At 42.4% G+C, this 23,557-nt stretch carries 18 protein-coding genes and 1 other annotated feature; of the genes, 14 read left to right on the top strand and 4 right to left on the bottom strand.

The window, feature by feature from the left end:
• Positions 1–332 precede the first annotated feature (332 nt).
• From ABWW58_RS04640 to cydC, 4 genes are all read left to right on the top strand, one after another.
• Positions 333–1,739, top strand: coding sequence for a cytochrome ubiquinol oxidase subunit I (locus ABWW58_RS04640; protein ID WP_353868052.1), 1,407 nt, complete (start codon positions 333–335; stop codon positions 1,737–1,739).
• On the top strand, positions 1,723–2,739 hold the full coding sequence (gene cydB / locus ABWW58_RS04635) for a cytochrome d ubiquinol oxidase subunit II (protein ID WP_353868303.1): 1,017 nt from the start codon (positions 1,723–1,725) through the stop codon (positions 2,737–2,739). The genes ABWW58_RS04640 and cydB overlap by 17 nt, the downstream gene beginning before the upstream one ends.
• Before the next feature lie 71 nt (positions 2,740–2,810).
• Positions 2,811–4,535, top strand: a complete 1,725-nt coding sequence (cydD, locus tag ABWW58_RS04630) for a thiol reductant ABC exporter subunit CydD (protein ID WP_353868302.1) — start codon at positions 2,811–2,813, stop codon at positions 4,533–4,535.
• Positions 4,535–6,295 carry a thiol reductant ABC exporter subunit CydC gene (gene cydC / locus ABWW58_RS04625; protein WP_353868051.1) on the top strand — a complete coding sequence of 587 codons (1,761 nt, stop codon included), beginning with the start codon at positions 4,535–4,537 and terminating at the stop codon, positions 6,293–6,295. Before cydD ends, cydC begins: the two co-directional genes overlap by 1 nt.
• A 693-nt stretch (positions 6,296–6,988) precedes the next feature.
• Here cydC and ABWW58_RS04620 read toward each other — a convergent pair.
• Together ABWW58_RS04620 and ABWW58_RS04615 are read right to left on the bottom strand one after the other, a co-directional pair.
• Positions 6,989–8,308 (bottom strand): hemolysin family protein, encoded by a 1,320-nt coding sequence (locus ABWW58_RS04620; protein WP_353868301.1) that lies wholly within the window; start codon positions 8,306–8,308, stop codon positions 6,989–6,991.
• A gap of 179 nt (positions 8,309–8,487) precedes the next feature.
• A complete protein-coding gene (locus tag ABWW58_RS04615; RefSeq protein ID WP_353868050.1) occupies positions 8,488–8,673 on the bottom strand; it encodes a YjcZ family sporulation protein in 186 nt (61 codons plus the stop codon).
• A gap of 263 nt (positions 8,674–8,936) precedes the next feature.
• Between ABWW58_RS04615 and ABWW58_RS04610 the strand changes: the two genes are divergently transcribed.
• The 10 genes from ABWW58_RS04610 (at position 8,937) to ABWW58_RS04565 (ending at position 20,912) form a co-directional block, all read left to right on the top strand.
• A complete protein-coding gene (locus ABWW58_RS04610) occupies positions 8,937–9,569 on the top strand; it encodes a hypothetical protein (RefSeq protein ID WP_353868049.1) in 633 nt (210 codons plus the stop codon).
• A gap of 145 nt (positions 9,570–9,714) precedes the next feature.
• Complete coding sequence (locus tag ABWW58_RS04605) at positions 9,715–10,728, top strand: glycosyltransferase family 2 protein (protein WP_353868048.1); 1,014 nt, start codon at positions 9,715–9,717, stop codon at positions 10,726–10,728.
• The gene (locus ABWW58_RS04600) at positions 10,697–11,125 is read left to right on the top strand and encodes a GtrA family protein (RefSeq protein ID WP_353868047.1); all 429 of its coding nucleotides are present in this window, start codon (positions 10,697–10,699) and stop codon (positions 11,123–11,125) included. The genes ABWW58_RS04605 and ABWW58_RS04600 overlap by 32 nt, the downstream gene beginning before the upstream one ends.
• Before the next feature lie 240 nt (positions 11,126–11,365).
• Positions 11,366–11,764, top strand: coding sequence for a glycerol-3-phosphate cytidylyltransferase (gene tagD / locus ABWW58_RS04595; RefSeq protein WP_353868046.1), 399 nt, complete (start codon positions 11,366–11,368; stop codon positions 11,762–11,764).
• A gap of 67 nt (positions 11,765–11,831) precedes the next feature.
• Positions 11,832–12,920 carry a CDP-glycerol glycerophosphotransferase family protein gene (locus ABWW58_RS04590; protein WP_353868045.1) on the top strand — a complete coding sequence of 363 codons (1,089 nt, stop codon included), beginning with the start codon at positions 11,832–11,834 and terminating at the stop codon, positions 12,918–12,920.
• A gap of 115 nt (positions 12,921–13,035) precedes the next feature.
• Positions 13,036–15,279, top strand: coding sequence for a CDP-glycerol glycerophosphotransferase family protein (locus ABWW58_RS04585; RefSeq protein ID WP_353868044.1), 2,244 nt, complete (start codon positions 13,036–13,038; stop codon positions 15,277–15,279).
• Positions 15,280–15,937: 658 nt separating this feature from the next.
• Entirely contained in the window at positions 15,938–16,375 is a 438-nt protein-coding gene (locus ABWW58_RS04580) for a universal stress protein (RefSeq protein WP_093671622.1), read from the top strand.
• Between the two features lie 173 nt (positions 16,376–16,548).
• Positions 16,549–18,750 carry an ATP-dependent Clp protease ATP-binding subunit gene (locus ABWW58_RS04575; protein ID WP_353868043.1) on the top strand — a complete coding sequence of 734 codons (2,202 nt, stop codon included), beginning with the start codon at positions 16,549–16,551 and terminating at the stop codon, positions 18,748–18,750.
• A 199-nt stretch (positions 18,751–18,949) separates the two neighbouring features.
• Positions 18,950–19,167 (top strand) — a binding site (T-box leader).
• A gap of 90 nt (positions 19,168–19,257) precedes the next feature.
• Positions 19,258–20,508, top strand: a complete 1,251-nt coding sequence (tyrS, locus tag ABWW58_RS04570; RefSeq protein WP_353868042.1) for a tyrosine--tRNA ligase — start codon at positions 19,258–19,260, stop codon at positions 20,506–20,508.
• 170 nt (positions 20,509–20,678) lie between these two features.
• On the top strand, positions 20,679–20,912 hold the full coding sequence (locus ABWW58_RS04565; protein ID WP_353868041.1) for a YtxH domain-containing protein: 234 nt from the start codon (positions 20,679–20,681) through the stop codon (positions 20,910–20,912).
• A gap of 316 nt (positions 20,913–21,228) precedes the next feature.
• Here ABWW58_RS04565 and istB read toward each other — a convergent pair whose 3' ends face one another.
• Complete coding sequence (gene istB, locus ABWW58_RS04560) at positions 21,229–21,972, bottom strand: IS21-like element helper ATPase IstB (protein ID WP_353868040.1); 744 nt, start codon at positions 21,970–21,972, stop codon at positions 21,229–21,231.
• Complete coding sequence (gene istA / locus ABWW58_RS04555) at positions 21,969–23,519, bottom strand: IS21 family transposase (protein WP_353868039.1); 1,551 nt, start codon at positions 23,517–23,519, stop codon at positions 21,969–21,971. The genes istB and istA overlap by 4 nt, the downstream gene beginning before the upstream one ends.
• Positions 23,520–23,557: the final 38 nt, after the last annotated feature.

Here is a 23,557-nt window from a genome sequence, read left to right as displayed (position 1 = left end):
TACCTTTTTTAGACGAATCAAATGCCTATTATGATAGAAAACCACTAAATTCGGCAAAAATGCCGAATTTTTTTGCGTATTCAATGTGTTTTAATTAATGGCGTATGCGTGTTTTGTCACAAATCAGAAAAAAATGCGCCACAAAATGTTCACAAAATTGTCATGAACAAGTGGGTAAAGTGTGTTAGGGAAGTTGTAAAGTAATAAGTGGAATGTGACATCTGTTACACTTTGTGCTTTGAGGTTTCGGTCAGATCAGGGTACACGAATTTCATTTTTACAGATAAATGGTGGCGTTCAGGTATGTCATCTATTTGAAAAGAGGAGAGAGTATGTTTGACGTCTTGAGTTTAGCAAGATTCCAGTATGCGGCAACGACGATTTTTCACTTCTTTTTTGTTCCGCTGTCTATTGGACTTGTACTGATGATATCGATTATGGAAACCATGTACGTTGTTAAAAACAATGAAATCTACAAGAAAATGGCACAATTTTGGGGGAAATTCTTTTTAATCAACTTTGCGATTGGTGTCGTCACAGGGATCTTGCAAGAGTTCCAATTCGGCATGAACTGGTCGGAGTATTCGCGTTTCATGGGCGACGTGTTTGGTGCACCTCTTGCTATTGAAGCTTTGCTTGCTTTTTTTATGGAATCTACATTTATCGGTTTGTGGCTGTTCGGATGGGATCGGTTGTCAAAAAAAGTTCATCTTACTTGCATTTGGCTCGTTACGGCCGGAACAAGTTTATCTGCGCTATGGATCCTGACCGCGAACTCATTTATGCAGCATCCGGTTGGTTTTCATATCAATAATGGAAGAGCGGAAATGAATGATTTTTTGGCGCTTTTGACAAACCCGCAATTATGGGTTGAATTTCCGCACACGATTTTCGGATCATTTGCCACCGGCGCCTTTGTCGTTGCCGGAATCAGTGCGATTGCGTTGCTGAAGAAAAGACAAGTCGATTTTTTTCAAAAATCGTTTAAGCTTGCCATTATTATCGGGCTCGTCTCCGGGGTAGTGTTAGCACTTTTTGGCCATACCCAGGCACAATATCTAGTGGAAACACAGCCAATGAAAATGGCTGCAAGTGAGGGGACATGGGAAGATACCAGTGATCCTGCACCATGGACGGTCGCCGCAAAAATTGATGCAAAGAATCACACAAATTCAGGAGAAATAAAAATTCCTTATTTATTAAGTTTCTTGTCCTATGGCAAATTTAGCGGCAGCGTAGAAGGGATGAATAGCCTTCAGAAAAAATATGTTGCGAAATACGGAAAGGGAAACTATATTCCACCGGTTAAAACAACATTTTGGAGCTTTCGTATCATGACCGTGATGGGCGGCTTGCTCTGCGTGCTCGGAATGCTCGGCGTGTTCCTCATTTGGAAAAAGAAATTGTTAACAAGCAAATGGTTTTTACGTATTATGGTAGCTTCTATTGCCATCCCGTACATTGGCAGTACTTCCGGATGGATTATGACGGAAATTGGCCGCCAGCCATGGACCGTATTCGGCTTTATGCAGACAGCGGCTAGTGTTTCACCTAATGTTTCCGCAGGAGAACTGCTTTTCTCAATTATCGCTTTTATTTCAATGTATTCGATTCTTGCAGTCGTTATGGTTTACCTTTTTGTGCGGACATTTAAAGAAGGACCTTCATTGAACACTAAGGCGACGGTTCAATCAAATGATCCGTTTGATGGGGAGGGTTATCATAGTGTTACTGAATGAATTGTGGTTTTTACTCATCGCTGTTTTGTTTATCGGATTCTTCTTTCTTGAAGGTTATGATTTTGGCGTAGGGATGGCTACCCGTTTTGTCGCTCGAAATGAGATGGAGCGAAGAATGTTGATTAACACGATCGGACCATTCTGGGACGCGAACGAAGTGTGGATGATCACTGCAGGCGGTGCGATGTTTGCCGCTTTTCCAGATTGGTATGCAACGTTATTCAGCGGCTTTTATGTCCCGCTCGTATTCCTTCTCCTTCTTCTAATCGCGCGTGGTACTGCTTTTGAATACAGAGCGAAAGTAGATCATCCGAAATGGGCAGGTACTTGGGATTGGGCAATCTTCATCGCAAGTTTGCTATGTCCGTTCTTATGGGGTGTCGTTTTCTCAACGCTCGTCTATGGACTCCCTATTGATAAAAATATGAATATGCATGCGACGTTTATGAGTATTGTCAATCCTTATACCGTTCTTGGAGGTGTATTGATTACACTCCTTTGCCTCTATCACGGTCTTGTCTTCATTTGCTTGAGAACATCTGATGATCTTCAAACACGTGCCCGCGCATTGGCGAAGAAAATATTTTGGGTTCTTGCAGTTGCAGCGGTTGCTTTTGTAATTGTTACGTTCTTCGTGACCGATCTATTTGCAAAGCGAGGCGTATTCCTGTACCCGATCTACGTACTTGATGTGACCGCATTAGTTCTTTCGGTCGTATTCTTGAGTAAAAAGCGGGATGGCTGGGCATTCGGAATGAACGCGGGAGTTATTTTGTTAACAATCAGCTCATTATTCATTGGTTTGTTCCCGAGATTGATGATCAGTAATGTCAAACAGGCCTATGACCTGACTGTATACAATTCAGCGTCGGGCTCATATTCACTAACCGTTATGACCATTGTGGCAGTTACCCTGTTGCCGTTTGTTATCGGATACTCGATCTGGAGTTACTATGTATTTAGAAAGAGAGTTTCAAAAGACGAACATTTGGAATACTGAGAGAAGAATAGGAAAGGAAGTGAGTGCTTGGCCTTCGTGGCAACAAGTCGGAGTCATTGCCAAGCCTGTGTATGGATCGGGAACTGTTGTCTTATAAAGGCGCCAAGCCTCTTTTTGCGCTAACCGCTTTACTGACCGTTATCCAAGGAGTGTGCATCATTCTTCAAGCAGTATTTTTAGGCCGGGCAGTATCCGGCCTTTTTTTAGGGAAACAGATTGCGAGCGTAAGCTCTGATCTGCTCCTTTTTTTCGTTGTATTGATTTCCAGACACAGTACAGTGTTTATCATTAAACAAATCTGTTATCGTTTTGCGGATCGCACGAGTTCGGCATTAAGGAGATCATTTCTCAGCAAGCTTTTTGAACTTGGCCCCAAATCAGCACGTAAGGAAGGAACGGGCGCGCTGGTGTCACTCACAGTTGAGGGGGTGCGCCAAACACGAAATTACCTCGAATTGTTTATTCCGAAAATGGCGGCAAACGGTATTATTCCTGTACTGATTCTCGCCTACGTTTTTTGGGAAGATCGGATGTCCGGTATCATTTTGCTGTTTACTATGCCGGTATTGATTATTTTTATGATTCTTCTTGGACTTGCCGCGCAGAAAAAGATGGATGACCGCTGGGCCTCTTATCGCGTTCTATCCAATCATTTCATTGATTCATTAAGGGGGTTGCCGACACTTTATTATTTAGGCATAAGTAAGCTCCATAAACAGACGATCAACCGTGTTAGCGACAAATACCGTACCATGACTATGGGCACTTTACGACTCGCCTTTCTTTCATCCTTTGCTTTGGATTTTTTCACCATGCTATCCATAGCCTTTGTCGCGGTAGCGCTCGGAATTCGGTTGGTGGATGGTCATATTCTGCTTGAGCCGGCATTGATTGTGCTGATTCTTGCTCCGGAATATTTTCTGCCTGTTCGCGAATTGGGTCAGGATTATCACGCGACGCTGGATGGCAAGGAGGCTGCGCGGCAATTGAGTGTGTATACGCAAAAAAATGGCGTTGAGGCACCGCACTCTAAACATTTTTCAACTCCTGATTACTGGTCGGACAAAGCGAAATTGGCAATTGAAAATTGTTCGGTGACGTATGAAGATGGGAGCAAAGCGGCACTTAAGGATTTGAGGGTCACCTTCTCCGGATTTGAGAAGGTGGGGATTATCGGACCAAGCGGTGCTGGAAAATCGACATTAATTGATTTTGTCAGTGGATTTATAAAAAATGGCTCGGGAACCGTTAAAATGAACGGAAAAACGATAAGTTTCGCATCGAATGAGTGGCGACAGCAAGTAACTTATATTCCACAGCATCCTTACTTGTTCAGTGCATCGTTTCGAGATAATATTGCATTTTACAGTCCGGAAGCGACAGAACGGCAGATTCGTCAGGCTGCGAAAGCGGCAGGATTAGATTTGCTGATTCGCAGTTTTCCGCAAGGGATGAACGAACGAATTGGCAATGGGGGCAGACAATTGAGTGGAGGTCAAGAGCAGCGTGTCGCATTGGCGCGAGCTTTTCTTTGTGAACGGCCGATTCTGTTACTTGACGAACCGACGGCGCATTTGGATATTGAAACTGAATATGAGCTCAAGGAACCCATGCTTCAGCTCTTTGAGAACAAATTGGTTATACTTGCGACCCATCGGCTGCACTGGATGGAGCAAATGGATCGAATATTGGTGATTCATAATGGTCGGATCGCAGAAACGGGCAATCAGGATGAACTTATCCAAACAAATGGTGTCTATCGCGCCATGGTTCGCTCTCAATTGGAGGGGATCTAATGAATGAATGGCTGCTTCCCTCTGTGAGAAGGCATTGGAGGGGCTTGCTTCTTGCATCAGTGCTCAGTCTTTTAGCGATCCTGTGCGCGACCGGATTGCTGTTTACATCCGGGTACTTGATTTCAAAAGCGGCTTTGCGACCGGAAAATATATTAATGATCTATGTGCCGATTGTCGGCGTGCGAACATTTGGTACGTTTCGAGCAGTATTTAACTACACGGGAAGGCTCGCAAGTCATAATACAATTCTAAAAATTCTTTCGGAAATGCGCGCGCATCTTTATGAAAAATTGGAGTCGTCTGCTCTATTTATCCAATCGAAATATAAAGCCGGCAACATACTTAGTGTACTGTCAGAAGATATTGAGCATCTTCAAGATCTGTTTTTAAGAACGGTGATCCCTGGGGGAATTGCTTTTGTTATTTATGTGCTTTGGATCGCGACGCTTGGACTTTTTGACTTAGGTTTTGCTTTCTTCATGGCGCTGTATCTATTAATTTTGCTTGCTGTTTTTCCAATTGTGTCGTTACTATGGATGCGGAAGAGGTATCGGCGTATTTCACAAAGCCGGCATACACTTTATGAGCAGCTGACAGACGCGGTATTGGGTTCTGCCGACTGGATGATGTCTGGAAGACAGGAGCGCTTCCTTGATCGGTATGAACGATTAGAACAAGGAACAAGGGCGCAGGAGCGCGTTCTGAATTCCTTTAGAAAATGGCGCAATTTCATCGCTCAAATGCTGGTCGGAATCTGCGTCATCGCTTTGGTACTCTGGTCGGGGCGACTTGCGCATGAAGGCTTAATGACCCCAACCTTAATTGCAGCCTTCGCACTGGTCATCTTTTCGATCTCCGAGGCTTTCGTTCCTCTTTCAGAAGCGGTCGAACGTTTGCCTCAATATGAACAGGCGATAAATCGATTGGAAGAAATAAAACCGTCCTCCGGTTCTAGTCAGCAGACGACGGCTGACGGCTGGAGCAAGCCGCTCAAGAAAATTGATATATCTATGCGTCATGTTTCGTTTCGCTACGCAGCAGACGACGACTGGTCGGTAAGCGATGTTTCGCTTAGCCTGAAACAGGGAGAGAAGCTCGCTGTGATTGGAAGAAGCGGTGCAGGCAAATCATCACTCGCACATTTAATCTATGGGACACTTATTCCGAACAAGGGTACTGTTACGTTAAATGGAACACTGGCACACCAGATCGGGGCGAACCGATCAAAACAAATATCTGTTCTCAGTCAAAACCCGCATTTGTTTGACACTTCGGTGCTGAACAACCTTACACTTGGCAGCCCTCAGGCAAACTTTAGTGATGTTGTACAGGCAGCCAAGAAGGTTGGTTTACACCAATTAATAGAGCAGCTGCCGGAGGGATACCATACCCAAATGCATGAAGCGGGCTCGATTTTCTCTGGTGGTGAACAGGAGCGAGTTGCGTTGGCACGTATTTTACTACGCGATGCACCGGTTGTTATTTTGGATGAACCAACCGTCGGATTGGATCCAATCACTGAACGCGATTTGCTGAAAAAGATTTTTGATACGCTTGACGGTAAAACACTAATCTGGGTAACGCATCATCTGACCGGAACAGAAAACATGGATCAGATTATTTTCATGGAGAACGGTCACGTGGGTATGCGAGGAACGCATGAACAACTGATTCAAGATTCACCGCGTTACCGCAGCCTCTATGAACTAGATGTGCCTAAGCATCTAAGAAAAATCGTTGAAGAGCAGAATAGAGAATAATAAAAAAGAGAGGTGGCCATTAATTTGGCACCTCTCTTTTTATTAAACAATGAAAAATTCTATCTTAACACCAGTAAGTATATAAAAAATTAATGGAAACGCGTGTAAGTGGCCGGAAAAGTAAAGGATCTTCGATTAACGGCACTCACTTCCTGTGATCAACATCGAAGCCACCGCATCCTGCGGAAGTACGTCCTGTGAACACCCGACATTTAGCCATGTCTGGCACAACTAAGACTTTGCCTTCGCCAGAGGCTTGGCAAAGCCAAGTTTAAAGAAAGTTTATCGTTTTGCCTTGCTGGTACGACGATATGGTCATAAGATTCGGATGAACGATTAGGTAAGCCGCCCAATCTAAGAAATAAACGGAAAAAGTCCGCTTATTTTGAAAATGAATGAAAAAATAGCTTAAATAGCCGGAAAAATTCCGCTTATCGCATCGAAAAGCGTGAAAATAGAGGGTTTTTCCGTACATAAGCGGAAAAATTACCCTTATTTACCTGTAAAACAAGCACCATGATGCAAATAGCCGGAAAATCTCCGCTTATTTTATTCCGGCCACGTTACTAGGATCAAAATGATTCATGAACTAGAACTGTTTGTTCAAGACAAGCTTGATGATTCAAAACCGCATTTAGCGAAAGTCACCGCATCCTGCGGAAGTAAGGACCGGGCGCTCTTTGCCCGGTTTTTTTAATTATTCGTTAAAGCTTTGATCTTAGTGATCATGATTTTTCGAATTTGATGTGCGTCCATTTCAGTAACCTCAAAAGTCACGTGATCATAGTTTAAAGTCGAACCAACTTCAACGTTCGGTTTTTCAGCCAGTATCCAACCACCAATCGTATCGATTCCTTCTTCCTCGATATCAATCTGAAATTGCCGGTTAACGTGAGAGATCAGTAATTTGCCATCAACGAGTGCTTGATCCGGACTTATTCGTTTAATTAACGGTTCTTCGGCTTCGTCATATTCATCGCGAATTTCTCCAACGATTTCCTCTAAAATATCTTCAACGGTAACGAGTCCTGATGTGCCTCCATATTCATCGGTCAGAATCGCCATGTGTATGCTTTCTTTCTGCATGCGTTCGAGCAACATGCGGATAGGCGTCGTCTCAAGAACAGATAGAATGGGGCGAATATAATGCTCCATAGGCTGAAGATCCTTATTCAGTACATCGGTGAACATATCCTTAATATTAATCATGCCGACAACATGATCTTTATCCTCTTCGACAAGAGGGAAGCGGGTAAACTTTTCGTTATGCAGCGTTTGGAGAGATTCTTCCAGAGCATCCTCCTTATAAATGCATACAATCTCTGTTCGTGGAACCATAATTTCTCGAGCGTTTCGTTCATCAAAATCGAAAATACGCGTCATGAAGCGCAATTCACCTTGACTGATCTCACCGCTTTTAAAACTGTCGGCCAAAGTCAGCCGTAACTCTCCCTCTGTTAAGGCGCTGTCATGGCGATCTTCCGGTTTAATACCAAGCATGCGAGTTACCCAATTAGACATTTCATTCAGAAGCCAGACAAACGGGAAGAGCAGGCGGTGAACCCAAATGAGCGGGTAAGCGATATTTAAAGTAATTTGCTCTGCTTTGTGGATTGCAATCCCCTTAGGCGCCAATTCTCCTAGCACGACGCTGGTAAATGTGATCAGGATAAAGCCGGTAATAACGGAAAGGGTATGAATCATTGCAGCATTCAATCCGAATAATTGAAAAACGGGATTGAAAAGATGTGCGACTGCGGGTTCGCCAATCCAGCCTAACACGAGTGCGGTTACTGTAATACCGAGCTGTGTTGTTGACAGATAGGCATTCAAATCATCCACAATTTTCTTAGATGCTATGGCACGTTTGTTGCCCAGCCTGACGAGTTCATCTAAACGAGTTGATCGGATTTTAACAATCGAAAACTCTGCAGCAACGAAAAAAGCGGTTAAAGCAATTAAAAAAATGACGATTAATATACCAATGGTATCGTCCAAATGAGTCCTGAGCATTGTCGTCAATGCTCAGGTGTCACCTCCAGTTAGATAATCAAGTGTTACTCTTTCATTATACATGAATGGTGGACGATTTTGAACGAGAAACTCCGGTCAAATTATATTTCTTCTGTTTATGTATAGAAAATACCCGACGGACAGATTCCGCCGGGTATTTTCATAATCCTTTCATTAAATCAGCAAACAAATGCAGCGCCAACGATAATTAACAGGATGAACAATACGACGATTAGCGCAAAGCCACTGCCACAGGATGCGCCACCTACAGGATAAGATGGATAGCCGCCGCCACAGCCGCAGCCTTCACTAGCACCACCATATGGAGCATTTGACGGATATCCGCCGAAACCAAAGTTGCCCATTCAAGTCACTCCTTTATCACGTGATAAGATATACTATGTTGCTCAAGGACATTTGGTAATGAATAAAGCGCCCAATCCTTGCAGATGTACGTTTGCCTTATAAAACGACTGAAAATGTGAGCGGATAAGGAAAATATAGTGCCATTCAGTACATGTGAATCACTGGGTAAATAGACGCAAAGATCTTTTTCAATGAAGCAACTTGACAAGTACAAGCAATTCACCCACCCTTGTGATAGAGAATGTGACTTGGAGGTATAGTTATGGGAAAAATGGATGAACAAATCATTGTGGTCAAAAGAAGTGACCTATTCGGCCAAGGTGTGGATAGTTTACTCTTTCAGGGAACGGAGCGAGCAGAAGATTCTGTTGCAGAATTAAAAAAACGAATGTCCCACTATTTTACGGTGATGCGGCGTGGCGACGCGGAGGAAAATCCGGCGTATAAGCAGCCTATTCCTTACGCTGTACTTAAGAAGAATAATCATTATTTTACATACAGGCGTTTAGGCGGCGGCGGTGAAGAACGGCTCTACGGCAAACTTTCCGTTGGTGTGGGCGGCCACATGAATAGGGTAGAGGATGCGGAAGATTTTCAGCAGGTTCTCGCGGAAAATTTAGATCGGGAAATTAATGAGGAATTGATCCTCAGCAACGCAGATGGGGCAAAGATTCAAACGATTGGTATCATTAATGATGATGAGACGGAAGTGGGCAAGGTTCATGTCGGCGTTCTTGTTGTTGTGGTCTTGCCTGATAATGCCGAAGTAGCTGTGCGTGAGAAGGATAAACTAGAAGGCAGCTGGAAGACGCTGCCGGAATTATCCGAACCAGCAACTTTTGAACGTATGGAGAGCTGGTCCGGTTTAGCTATTAATGTGCTACGTCATCAGTAATTGAAATTTGGCAGAGATCATATGAAAAGAATTTCATTTTGCCTTCGAAAGCAAAATGCTACTGTATACTAACAATCGTAATCCAATACGTGACTATTGAGTGATCGAAAAGTCGGTATTCAGTCAAAGAAAGATGGCGGGTGTTATGAACGAAGAAACGCTACTAAGCATTGTCGTCCCTTGCTATAACGAGGAGGCGGTACTCCCAGAGACGATAAAAGTGTTGACCAAAATTCTTGAATCTCTGGTTAATGAAGGAATAATAAGCAGTCAAAGCTTTATTCTGTTTGTCGATGATGGCAGTGCAGATAAGACGTGGCAACTGATTCGTACTCAAAGCGAAGCTGACTCAGCAATTCGTGGATTAAAGCTGAGCAGAAATTTTGGCCACCAAAATGCATTGATTGCGGGTATTGAAACGGTGAGCGATCGCGCGGACTGTGTGATTACCATTGATGCTGACTTGCAGGATGACGTCCGAGCGATTCGCACCTTTATCAACAAGTTTTATGAGGGTTACGATGTAGTCTACGGAGTGAGAAAAGGACGCGATCAAGATACCTTGTTCAAAAAATATACCGCACTTGCATTTTATAAACTGATCGCGAAGATGGGGGTCAACTTAGTTCAGAACCACGCAGATTTCAGATTGCTGAGCCGAAGAGCAGTGCGGGAATTCATGCGCTATCAAGAGGAAAACCTGTTTATTCGGGGCATCATCCCGCTGCTTGGTTTCAGATCGACTAAAGTTTATTATGATCGCCAGAAACGTTATGCAGGTGAATCAAAGTATCCATTGAAGAAGATGATTCAATTTGCTGTCGATGGAATCACTTCGTTTAGTATTGCACCAATCAAATTAGTCATGAGCATCGGCTTCCTGCTTGTTTTGGTTGGCGGCGGAATCGCAGTTTATGCGTTTCTCAATTGGCTGATGGATCATACGATAAGCGGTTGGACCTCTCTTATTTTATCAATTTGGATCATCGGAGGTATGCAGCTGATCGCGATCGGCGTAATTGGCGAATACATTGGTAAGATCTTTACTGAAACGAAAAAAAGACCACGATATACCATTGAGATTAATACGATGTATGATGAAAATAACAATAAGGAAACTTTGTCCCATGAGCGACCATATCCGGAAAATATCAGCTAAAAAAAAGATAAACGCAGAGCATTCGAAATGGCGCTGGGTCAAGCAAGCGTTCATTTTCGGTTTTGTCGGAGTCAGCAATACGGCTGTTGATTTTATTGTCTTTTTCCTGCTTACACATTTTTTCTCCACTTTTTATGCGGCAGCTCAAGTTGCGTCCTATGGAGCAGGGATGTTGAACAGTTACCTGTGGAACTCAAAAATTACATTTGCTGAATCTGAGCGATCTTTCTCACGAATAATCCGATTTGTTGTGCTGAATGTTGCTGTATTAGGGGTCACCTTGCTTGCGATGCACAGCATGTTATTTTTACCGCTTTATGTCAATAAGCTGATCAGTACAGCCATTGGATTAAGCATTAATTTCATTTTGAGTAAACTATGGGTGTTTAAAGCGTAAATACAACGCGCTCATTGACATTTAGAGACGCAAAATGTAGAATGCTTGTATTCATATGTGCATTTGAATTAAGGTCTGTTTGGAACTATAATGGGCGAGTATTTTCCAAATTATCTTTTTCACGATTTTCACTTGTTTGAGGTACCTGTTGGGGTAGAATAGGCACATCGTTAATCGATCGAAATCAAGTGAGATTTGACGAGTTTATGTACACTATGAACTTAAGGAGAGCGAATTAAAATGAAAAGAATTTTAACTTATGGAACCTTTGATTTATTGCACTATGGGCATATAAATTTATTGAGACGTGCGAAAGAACTCGGCGACTATTTAATTGTCGGTCTTTCAACAGATGAATTTAATGCGGTGAAACATAAAGAAGCTTATCACAGCTATGAGAATAGAAAATTGATTCTCGAAGCGATTCGTTATGTTGATGAAGTCATTCCGGAAAAAGATTGGGATCAGAAAATTTCCGACGTCAAGAATAATGACGTGGATGTATTTGTTATGGGCGACGATTGGAAGGGAAAATTCGATTTTCTTAAGGACTATTGTGAGGTCGTTTATCTTCCGCGTACGGTAGGTATCTCTACGACAAAGATTAAACATGATTTGTTCTCTGTAAAAAATGGCTAAGGAACTTCTGATCAACTGTTATCTCTTCTTCTTCAAAATTATATTTACGATCTGCAAAAGCATTTCATTGCGAAACAAAGTGGTGTTTGTCTGTTCCTATACAGATAACGTTCAATTTGTTTATGATGAAATGATGTATAGAAAAATCAAAACGGACGTTGTCTTTCTTTGCCGTGGTGAAGCGACACTTGCCCATTTTACAAAAACGGGTGAGTTGGTGATCCCATTTGAGACTACTAATGTACTTTTAATGATACGGTCCGCATACCATCTTGCAACGGCGAAACTTGTTATTGTTGATAACTACTATGGTTTTCTGTCTGTTTCGACGTTCAAAAAAAAAGTTACATGTATACAGCTTTGGCATGCTTGTGGAGCGTTTAAAACGTTTGGCTTAAAAGACCGTTCAGTTGCTCTCAGATCAGCGCGTGCGCAAGTTCGCTTTACAGCCGTATATCGGCACTTCGACAAAATTGTAGTCGGTTCCGATGCTATGGAGAAAATTTTCATGCGGTCATTCGGTTTAGATGAAACCCATTTTGTTCATTTGGGTGTTCCACGAACCGATCTTTTTTTTGACTTGACAAAGAAAGAGCAGATGATAAAATCTCTGCAGCCGTTGCGGCGAGGAAAAAAAATAATTTTATATGCACCGACATTTAGAGATCATCCGATGGAAGAAGACAACTTTGGACTGGATTTGAAAATAATGGAAAAGGAGCTGAGCAATGAGTATGTTTTGTTGCTTCGGCTTCATCCTGCCGAAAGAGGAAAATTGGATTTTAGCGGCTTAAACCCAAAATTTGTGATTGACGGATCCGAATGGGACAGTGTGAACGAACTGCTACTTGGTGCAGATTTACTGGTGACAGATTATTCGTCTATTCCATTTGAATACGCACTATTAAAAAGGCCGATGATCTTTTTTCCGTACGATCTTAGTGCGTATGAAAGAAGTAGAGGATTATGGGGAGATTATATAAAGGTGGTTCCCGGACCGATTGCGTATTCCACCCAAGAAGTGGTTCAAATAATAAAGCGAAACGTATTTGATTTGAATCAAATCGCCGCTTTTTCAGAAAAATGGAATCGCTATTCTACAGGTCAATCCAGTAGCCAGGTAGTTGATTATTTAACCTGTTGTTTAAATAAGTGATTAGCTGGTTGAAGGGTTCAACTTCGTCGGTTAAAGTGAATGATTCGGTTTACCTAGGAAGAAAATAATTGAAATAAATGGATAGATCCTACTATATCTAGGAGGAACAGGGGAAATGATCAGTGAACAAGCTGAGAAAAAAATAAAAAAAATAGTGAAACCACGGATCACGTTTTTTGAAGCAAATCCGGAGAAATGGACGATTACGATTCGGATTAATCCGATGGCAGATGAAAAGTACATAAAGCAAATGGAGCTTTTGCTATGCGACCGCTTTGGTGATACATCATTCACATTTCCAATAAATTCTGTAAATAAGGATGAAAATGATTATTGGATTGCCAAGACAGAAGTCTCGCTTAGCCCGATTCAGCAACGGTTGTTCGAACGAGATTATTGGGATTTCTTCGTTTCAGTGTCCGTTGACAAACCGTTGTTGGATCAAGTGTATGCCGAACTGGATGAAGCACAAACGGATCAAGTACCTGTTGCAGAGCGTGAAGAGCTGGAAGACGCTTTTCATCTAACTATCCGTTTGCACGCACTTCAGCCGCTTCAATCGCTTGATCTTTTTAGTCTTTATGATGAAGAACTGGACAAGATGCTCATTCCCTTTTATACGAAGAAAAGAGGCCTTTCGCTGCGTATTGAAGAAGTGCATGTTATGGCGAGAATTGATCGGGCAGCGATCAGCAGAAATTTTATGCTTTCACTCGAAGGGCACGTTGTTTTTCCATTCTCCGATGTATTAGCGAAGCCGGATATCCAAAAAAAGGTGATGCTTGTTACGGGCGAGGAAGAAGTCATCGCCGAATGGCGGGCAGAGAATGTTGAACGACCGGATTTGACTGAAGAGGCGAAGTCTGTAGGGAGAAACTACGATTGGGCGGGTTTCTCCCTAGTGATTGATCTGAAGCCGATTGCGAGTCAGTTTGCTGATATAGCGGAACCGATGCTGATGTATTTCAGGTTGGAACTCACCCATAAGAAAAATGGAATGTTATATTCAGAACGACCGGTCCGTATCCTTGCTAGGAGAAAGGTGATTACCGGGCGGCATATCATTAAACTCAACGGTATGAAGAAGAGTTTGATTGTGAAGCGCAATCGCAATCATAGTCTTGCTTTCCGTATTGCACCATACACGATCAAGGAGGCACTGAAGGGCAAAGCGAGACGGGGAATGAATCGTGTTAAGAAGAGCCGGGCATTTACCGCACTCTACCACCGTACGTTTCAGATGCTGTCACATCTCCCAATGAAGAAAAATTTAGTCATGTTTGAGAGCTTCTTTGGGCGTCAGTATAGTTGTAATCCTCGAGCTATTTACGAGTATATGCGTGAACATTGTCCAGAATATCAACTGATTTGGAGTGCTAACGCCAACTATACGGATCTCTTCGAGCAGCATCAACTGCCCTATGTTAAACGTTTCTCGTTAAAATGGCTGATGCTTATGACTCGGGCAAATTACTGGGTGACTAATGTTCGGCTACCGTTGTGGATGTCCAAGCCAAAGCATACAGTATATCTTCAGACCTGGCATGGCACGCCGCTGAAGCGATTGGCACTTGATATGGAAGAAGTGCATATGCCGGGCACCAATACTGAAAAATATAAACATAATTTTCTTGCTGAATCCGCCAGATGGGATTACCTGATATCACCGAATGCTTATTCATCAGAAATTTTTGCCCGTGCATTTGGATTTGAAAATACAATGATTGAATCCGGATATCCGCGTAACGATTTCTTATATCAGAAGAATAATCAGGAAACAATTGACATGATTAAGGAACGAATTGGATTACCTAAGAATAAAAAAGTTATTCTTTATGCCCCGACGTGGCGAGACAATCAGTTTTACGGTAAAGGTCGCTACCGTTTTGAGTTAGATCTTGATCTTCATCGCATGCAGGAAGAACTTGGCAAAGACTACGTTATTATCATGCGCATGCACTATTTAATTGCTGACAATCTAGATCTGTCTGAATTTGAGGGATTTGCGTATGATTATTCACACCACGAAGATATCAGCGAGCTGTATCTGATTTCCGATCTGCTAATTACGGACTATTCATCAGTGTTCTTCGATTTCGCCAACTTAAGGCGTCCGATGATTTTCTTCACCTATGACATCGAGGATTATCGCGATCATTTGCGCGGATTTTATTTTGATTTTGAACAAAAGGCTCCTGGTCCAATTGTTTTGACATCAGAAGAAGTGATTCAAGCAATTCGAAACATTGCTGCTTCAGGATTCACCGTATCAGATCGATTCGACGCTTTTTTCCAGAAATTCTGCTCGCTTGAGAGCGGCCATTCCTCAGAAAAGGTCGTTAAAACTGTTTTTAAATAATTATCAAAACCTCCGCCTGACTTTAGGCGAAGTTTTTTTTTACAAGTAGGGAAAGTATATCGTTTTGCCTTGCCGGTACGACGATATGGTCATAAGATTCGGATGGATGATTGGGTAAGCCGCCCAATCTAAGAAATAAACGGAAAAATTCCGCTTATTTAGAAAATGAATGAAAAAATAGCTTAAATAGACGGAAAAATTCCGCTTATCGCATCGAAAAACGTGAAAATAGAGGGTTTTTCCGTGCATAAGCGGAAAATTACCCTTATTTACCTGTAAAACAAGCATCATGATGCAAATAGCCGGAAGATCTCCGCTTATTTTATTCCGGCCACGTTACTTAATCAAGGATCAAAATGATTCATGAACTAGAACTGTTTGTTCAAGACAAGCTTGATGATTCAAAACCGCGTTTAGCGGAAGTCATCACATCCTGCGGAAGTAAGGACCGGGCGCTTTTTTGCTCGGTTTTTCTTATTTAGAGCTTCTTTGTTCAGTGAACCAGTCGAAACTGTTTGTTCAATTCTGAAAAAGTAGAAAAAATGTCATAAAATGGTGTAATTCCATGCGAAAATGCGCTTACATTTAATTGATAAGTGGTATAGTATAAGTGTAGTTAATGATTGATCTAATGAGTTTGGAAAGGTTGGTGGTGAGTATGTTTAAGATTCTTGTTCCTGTTGATGGTTCTGAACCTGCCGCTCGTGCGGTTCAGGAAGCAGTCTCTATCGCTTCCGGAAAGAAAGATGTTGAGATTACATTACTTTACGTGAGCCCTTCTCCGGTCTACTTCCCTTTCTATTCCATGGTAGGTCCGTCTTTGGATGCGGATGTTAAAGAGGTTGAAGAAAGAGAAGGAAATCAGATGCTGGACAACACCATCGAAAAAGCAACTAAGGGTACATCTGCTGTTTTTCGCAAAAAGCACCTTTATGGCATTGCGGCACAAGAAATTTGCGACTATGCGAACGATACCAAAAAAGATCTGATTATTATGGGAAATAGAGGAATGGGTGCTTTTGGACAAATGATTCTTGGGAGCGTCAGCAATAAAGTGCTTCAACTCGCAAAATGCCCAGTTATGATCGTGAAATAATAATGCAATAGTGATATGTGAAAACCTTTGCGAGTGAAAACTTCGCAAAGGTTTTTTATTTTATACTTGAAAGTCAAAGAAGGTCAGACTATAATATAGTCATAAGGTCAGAAAAGGTCAAAATAATTTAGATCTAAATTGACAGTACATCAAACTGAAGGAGGTTTGATCTTATGTTTTGTGATGAATGTAAAGTAAACCAAGCGGTGGTAGAGATGAATGTCATCATCAATGGACAACAAAAACACCTTCATCTATGTGAGGAGTGCTATTCGAAAATGAAAAATAACTTTACTATGCCTTCATTTTTTCAGGGGGGCGCGTCGCCGTTTGATGATTTATTTCGAAACTTGATTCAACCATCAATGGCCTCCGGTGAAAATACAGCACAGGAAAATGGAATGAATTTCAATGGGTTGCATGAAAAAACACCTGGTGGCGGCAACGGTGGTCGTCGGGGAGGTTTTCTTGATAAAATCGGACAGAACTTGACTGAAGAAGCGCGACAGGGAAAAATAGATCCTGTTATTGGTCGTGAACGGGAAGTCCAACTTGTCATTGAAACGTTGAATCGACGGAATAAAAATAATCCGGTTCTTATTGGCGAACCTGGTGTTGGTAAAACGGCAATCGCTGAAGGACTCGCATTGAAAATTATTGAAGGAAAAGTACCTGCAAAGCTAGCGAATAAGGAAATATATCTGATCGATATCGCTTCTCTTGTTGCAGGGACGGGGATTAGAGGTCAATTTGAACAGCGAATGAAGCAGTTAATGGCAGAACTTCAAAAACGGAAGAACTGTATTGTATTCATTGATGAAGTTCATTTACTTGTTGGTGCCGGCTCAGCAGAAGGAAGCACAATGGACGCAGGTAATATTTTGAAACCGGCCCTCGCTCGTGGTGAGTTGCAAATCATTGGCGCTACAACATTGAATGAATACCGTAAAATTGAAAAAGATGCTGCTTTGGAACGTCGTTTTCAACCGGTACTGGTCAATGAACCGACTCAGGAACAGACCATTCAAATTTTGAAGGGTATCCAGTCAAAATATGAGAATTATCATCATGTCCACTATACAGATGAAGCGATTCAGGCCTGTGTCGCACTATCGGCGCGCTATATACAGGATCGCTTTTTACCGGATAAAGCAATTGATCTAATGGATGAGTCAGGATCCAAGGTAAACTTAAATCTGACCCCGGTAGATACAGAGAGCGTTAAGAAAAAAATCGATGAAATTTCTGCTGCCAAAGCTGAAGCAACCAAAAACGAACAATTTGAAACAGCAGCACGTTTGCGTGATCAGGAGCACGCATACCAGAAACAGCTGGAGCAGTTGGAAAAGATCAAATCAAATGGTTCTGAGTTGCCGGTTACAGGTAAAGATGCGATTGTTGACGCTGAACTTATTCAACAAATTGTTGAGACACGTACAGGAATTCCGGTACGTAAGTTGCAATCTGATGAACAGAATAAAATGCGTAATTTAGCTGACCGACTCAACGCCAAAGTAATCGCTCAACATGAAGCGGTGGAAAAAGTGTCACGCGCAATCCGGCGCAACCGTACGGGTTTCCGTAAAACCACGCGTCCGATTGGCTCATTCCTTTTTGTTGGACCCACTGGTGTCGGAAAAACGGAGCTTGCCAAGACATTGGCTGAAGAGATGTTTGGTGATCGCAGTTCCATGATTCGGCTTGATATGAGTGAATATATGGAGAAACATTCTGTGTCTCGTCTCATTGGGGCGCCTCCGGGCTATGTTGGTCATGACGAAGCCGGACAGCTGACTGAAAAAGTACGTCGTAAACCATACAGTATTATCTTGTTGGATGAGATTGAAAAGGCGCATCCGGATGTCATGCACATCTTTCTACAGATTCTCGACGATGGTCGTTTGACCGATAGCCAAGGCAGAACAGTTAGTTTCAAAGATACAGTAATTATTATGACGAGCAATGCCGGAATTAAGAACAAATCCGCATCGGTCGGCTTTGGAGCAACAAGCAGCCAGGAAGACATGATTAAACAGCTCGAGGACTACTTCCAACCTGAGTTTCTCAACCGATTGGATGCGATTGTCAAATTCAATTCCTTGAAGAAAAACGACCTGCTCTCAATTGTCAATCTGATGCTTGGCGATATTCGCGCAGCTGCTTCTGAACAGGGCATCGAGTTGATGGTTACAGATGCGGCGAAGAAGAAACTTGCCGATCTTGGATACAATCCTGAGTTTGGCGCACGTCCGCTGCGCCGGGTACTTGAGGAAAAAGTTGAGGATAAAATTTCCGACTTGCTTCTCGATCACGACAACGCGAAGAAAATGAACGTTGATGAAGTAGATGGAGAAATCAAGGTTACTACAGAATAAGTGAATGAGTAAGAAGAGGCACTTGCGAGCAACTCATGTCGCAAGTGCCTTTCTTTATAAAAACGCACAGGTGCGAAATCTCTGCGGGATTAGCGAGAAGCCACTGAAAAAGTCCAATCGATTCATTGGGCAGTTGAATGTTTTTTCTAATGTTTGACATGAGTCGAAAAAAGTGGCAGAATAGCAATACACTATATAGCGATAAACGATGATGGGAATAAGTAGCGGTCGAATTTGTATTTCAGAGAGCAGGCGGTTGGTGAGAGCCTTGTAGCAAACGGCGCAGCGAATTACCTCCCTGAGTATCTTCTGTGAAGACGAGTAACAGAAGACGGCTGCAGCCGTTAATGTTCAATTAAGTGACTGTATTTCTTTTGCAGTCAATGAGGATGGTACCGTGCGATAAGCGCTCCTTTTTTGAGGAGCGCTTTTTATGTCTTCACTTTTTTAAGCAGTCGGTTATTAATCGGCAAAATCTCAAGTTAACTGTGGAAGGGTGTTTCAGATATGGATATTATTGATGATCTTAAGTACCGAGGTTTGATTAATCAGGTTTCGGATGAAGAGGCTTTACGAGAAGCACTTAAGAAGCCAATGTCGTTCTACTGCGGCTTTGATCCGACGGCAAGCAGCCTGCACGCGGGAAATTTGCTCGTCATTGTGATCATGATGCGCTTGCAGAAGGCGGGTCATCATCCGATCGCAGTTGTCGGCGGCGGAACTGGTATGATTGGTGATCCAAGTGGCCGTTCAACAGAACGTCAGTTAAATACAAAAGATGTTGTTTCCAGCTATGCGGAGAGCTTGAAGAATCAATTGAATCACTTTCTTCATTTTGAAGATGACAGGGCGACCTTTGTTAATAATGCGGAATGGCTGAATCCACTGTCCACAATTGAATTTCTTCGTGATGTCGGCAAGTATTTTACGCTGAACTACATGCTGTCGAAAGACTCTGTCCAGACAAGACTTGAAGCAGGTATATCGTTTACTGAATTCTCTTATATGCTGCTGCAATCCTATGACTTCCTCAACCTCTATGAAAAAAACAATTGCCGAATGCAAGTCGGAGGCAGTGACCAATGGGGCAACATTACGGCAGGTTTGGAACTGATTCGCAAGCGTGGTCATGAGGAACAGGCATTTGCGATGACTTTTCCACTGATTACGAAGAGTGACGGCACAAAATTTGGCAAATCAATGGGCGGTGCCATTTGGCTTGATCCCGAAAAGACAACGCCGTATGAATGGTATCAGTTCTGGTTCAACGCTTCAGATGATGATGTTGTGAATTTCTTGAAATATTTTACCTTCCTGACGAAGGATGAAATTGAGGCACTGGCAAAGGAAGTTGAGGAGCATCCGGAAGAACGCAAGGCGCAAAAAACGCTTGCAAAAGAGATGACCGTTCTGGTTCACGGCGAACATGCATTAAAACAGGCGGAGCATATCTCAAAAGCGTTGTTTAGCGGTGAGGTTTCTCAGCTTAGCGGTGAGGAGATTAGACAAGGGTTCAGGGATGTACCGACATTCAATGCACCATCAAAAGAGCCGATTAAATTGCTTGATTTACTTGTTGAAGCGGGTGTTGTGACTTCCAAGCGCCAAGCGCGTGAAGATATTTCCAATGGGGCAATCTATGTAAATGGGGACCGACGAACCGATCTGAACGATTTACTAACGCAGGATGATCGCATTGATGATGAATACTTGATTGTGCGTCGCGGTAAAAAGAAGTACACATTGATTCAATTCTAATAATTTTATGATCGAGGCATGACCAACTGATTATGGATTGTTCAAATTAAATTTGGGAAAACAGCAGTAGGACGATGCCGCATGGTATACTATACGTACGGTAGTAGTTATAATTTTGACAAATGTACAAGGTGCCAAATTGGCTTAAGCCACTAAGGGGGTCTGTAATAATGGGGTCGGAAAACAAGAAATGTTCATGCAGCAGCCTCGGTTTTAAAGAGCTGGTGATTGGCGGAGTTGTCGGCGGTGCGATTGGCGCTTCCATTGCATTGCTTTTTGCCCCAAAATCAGGAGCAGAAATTCGCAAAGATTTTTCCGTGAAGGAATTTGTAGACAATGGTGTTGGAAAAGTGAAGCAGGCAACAACAAGTCTTCTAAATAAGGATAATGAACCATATAGTTGATTGGAAATCGTAAACGTTTAGAATACTTATCTTTGTCAAGCCTTTGATGCAGGCGAAGACGCTGTCGCAACGGTCATGTCTAGGTCCGCCATAGGGGTTTCCTTAAGAAAGTAAAAAAGCTCTTCATACAGATTATTCTCTGTATGAAGAGCTTTTTCGCAGTGCGCTGTGTTAAGTAAACATTCGCAAGCCGCCCTATGTATATTGCCATCGGAGAAGTCCACTTGTGCCATATTTCGGAGCCACTTCGGCCAGATTTGAAAGCCACTCTTGCCATCATAAGAGCCACCATCGTTCGATGGTGGCTCAACTTCAATTATTTCTTTATCCCATGCCGTTCTCTCATAGATACTTCTCCGTCAATTAAGAGACTATAAGAGTCATGAATGATTCGATCCAAGATCGCATCGGCTAATGTTGCTTCACCAATACTTTCATACCATCCTTGTGTATCGAATTGTGAGCAGAATATTGTGGAGGCTGTTTGGTGTCTTGCCTCTACAATTTCAAGTAAATCTCGTGCTTCGTTTCCCTTTAATGAAGTGAGAAGCCACTCATCGAGAATAAGAAGATTTACCTTTCGGTACATTTTCATTACTTTTTGGAAAATGCCTTCTCCTCTGGCGACGGCGAGTTCATCTAATAGATCTGGCAAGCGAATATACTTTACTGTATAAAATTGTCGACACGCAGCGATCCCAAATGCACAAGACATGTAAGACTTACCGTTCCCAGAGGCACCTTTGATAATTAAGTTATGCTTTTCTTGTATATAATGGCCTGAGGCTAATCGTAGAATTTGAGCCTTATCCAGTTTGCGATCAGGATGATATTCAATATCTTCAATACACGCCTGAGGGTAGCGGAACCCGGCATTTTTAATGAGACGGGCAAGCTTGTTGTTTTTCCTACGATCCCATTCTCGATCCACGAGCAGGCTGAAACGTTCTTCAAAGGATAGGTCGTTAAATTGAGGATTGTGAAGTTGTTCATGATAATACTCAGCCATTGCACTTAAGCGTAGATCATTTAATTTTGAAAGGGTACTTTCGTTGGTCATTTTTCTTTCCTCCCGTAATAAGCTGCGCCTCTAATAAACCCATGAGATTTTTGCTGTTCATTTTTATTTTCTTGTTCGAGTGCTTCTTGTTTCTGCTTGTCCTGTCCGGTTTTTAAGATCGTTGCGATGCTCTTAATATTAGGCCGTGGAGAGTAGTTGAGCGCTCTCATGCATGCGGACTCTAACCGTTCTACTGAATATTTGTCCGCCAGTTTTGAAAGGGCTAAACAGGATTTCAAAGCTTGTTTCTCAACCTTATAGGATGTAAGAATCGCTTGGATCATTGTATGTGTATGGGAGCCAATCGTTTTTGACCAGGATAAAAAATGTTCTGGTGTAAAAGTTAAATAGTCTTTATGTTGATCAGGCATATGATCAGGATTTGTTGATAATTGACCCATTTTTCCATACAGTCGAACATGCGAGGCAATGCGCATCGTGTGATAGAAGACTTCGATTATGCGTTCGGTCACGCGAATATCTACTTGATGTTTTAAGTATTCATAGGGAACAGAGTAATACATTTTTTCTACAGATATGTGATAATCATAGGGTACGGTAGCTGTTTTCCAAGTGGCTAATTCGTATGGGGAAGCTGGCAAAGGGAGCAGCGCAAAGCTCTCTTCCTCCGTGAAGGCGGATTGTCTGCTTCCATTTTTCTTTTGAAACGGTTTTTGATTGTATTCTACTAATTTTTCTTTAATGGATTCATTGAGTTCTTGGATGGAAAAGTACTGACCATTTCTTAATGCGGCAATAATCCAAGTGGATATGATTTTTACGGTGCCTTCAACATTAGGTTTATCTTTCGGATGACGAACTCTAGCAGGGATAATCACAGTTTGATAGTATTCCGCAAATTCTTGGTAGGTCCGATTAATGATCGGATTTGTACTTGAAGAATGATCAACACCCGTCTTAAGATTATCGGGAATAATAGTTCGAGGAACACCATTAAAAAAATGAAAGGCATGGATATGTGCGTGTATCCAACTCGTCGTGTTCATGGATAAAAAAGCTTCAACGTATGCGTATTGGGTGCAGGGAAGGACTGCGACAAAAACATAAGCTGGATGCACTTGTCCAGAGATCGAATCCTTAACTGACGCCGTTTGTCCTGCCCAATCGACTTCCATTGCTTCTCCTGGCTTTCGCTTAATCCGCATCGTTGCTTTTGTCTTAGTGACGTAACGGGTATAAAAGCGACAGAATTGCCGATAGCTATAAGGAATCTCTCTTCGCTCGCGGCACGATTGAACGTATTCATGCCAAAGCAGAGATAGAGTTACACCGCTCCGAGCCATTTCCTTATGAATGTAGTCACCGTCCGGTTTCTGTCTCACCTCTGATTGATTCTTTTCCGGAAACAGTAGTGTCTGCAGCTCTGCATCATCAACATCTTTTTCAAGTGGCCATAAAATATCTTTTTCCTCAGCCTTTTTCAAGACGTCACTGACTGTATTCCTAGAACTACCTACGCTTGAAGCAATGCTTCGAATGCTTAACTCCTGTGCATGAAGACGTAGAATCTCACGGTATTTAACCACACAAAAACCTCCTATTAAATGAATTTGTACCTGTGGTA

Source organism: Sporolactobacillus caesalpiniae (assembly GCF_040513385.1).
In the GTDB taxonomy this organism is placed as follows: domain Bacteria; phylum Bacillota; class Bacilli; order Bacillales; family Sporolactobacillaceae; genus Sporolactobacillus.
This window is presented reverse-complemented; position numbering and strand designations above follow the sequence as displayed.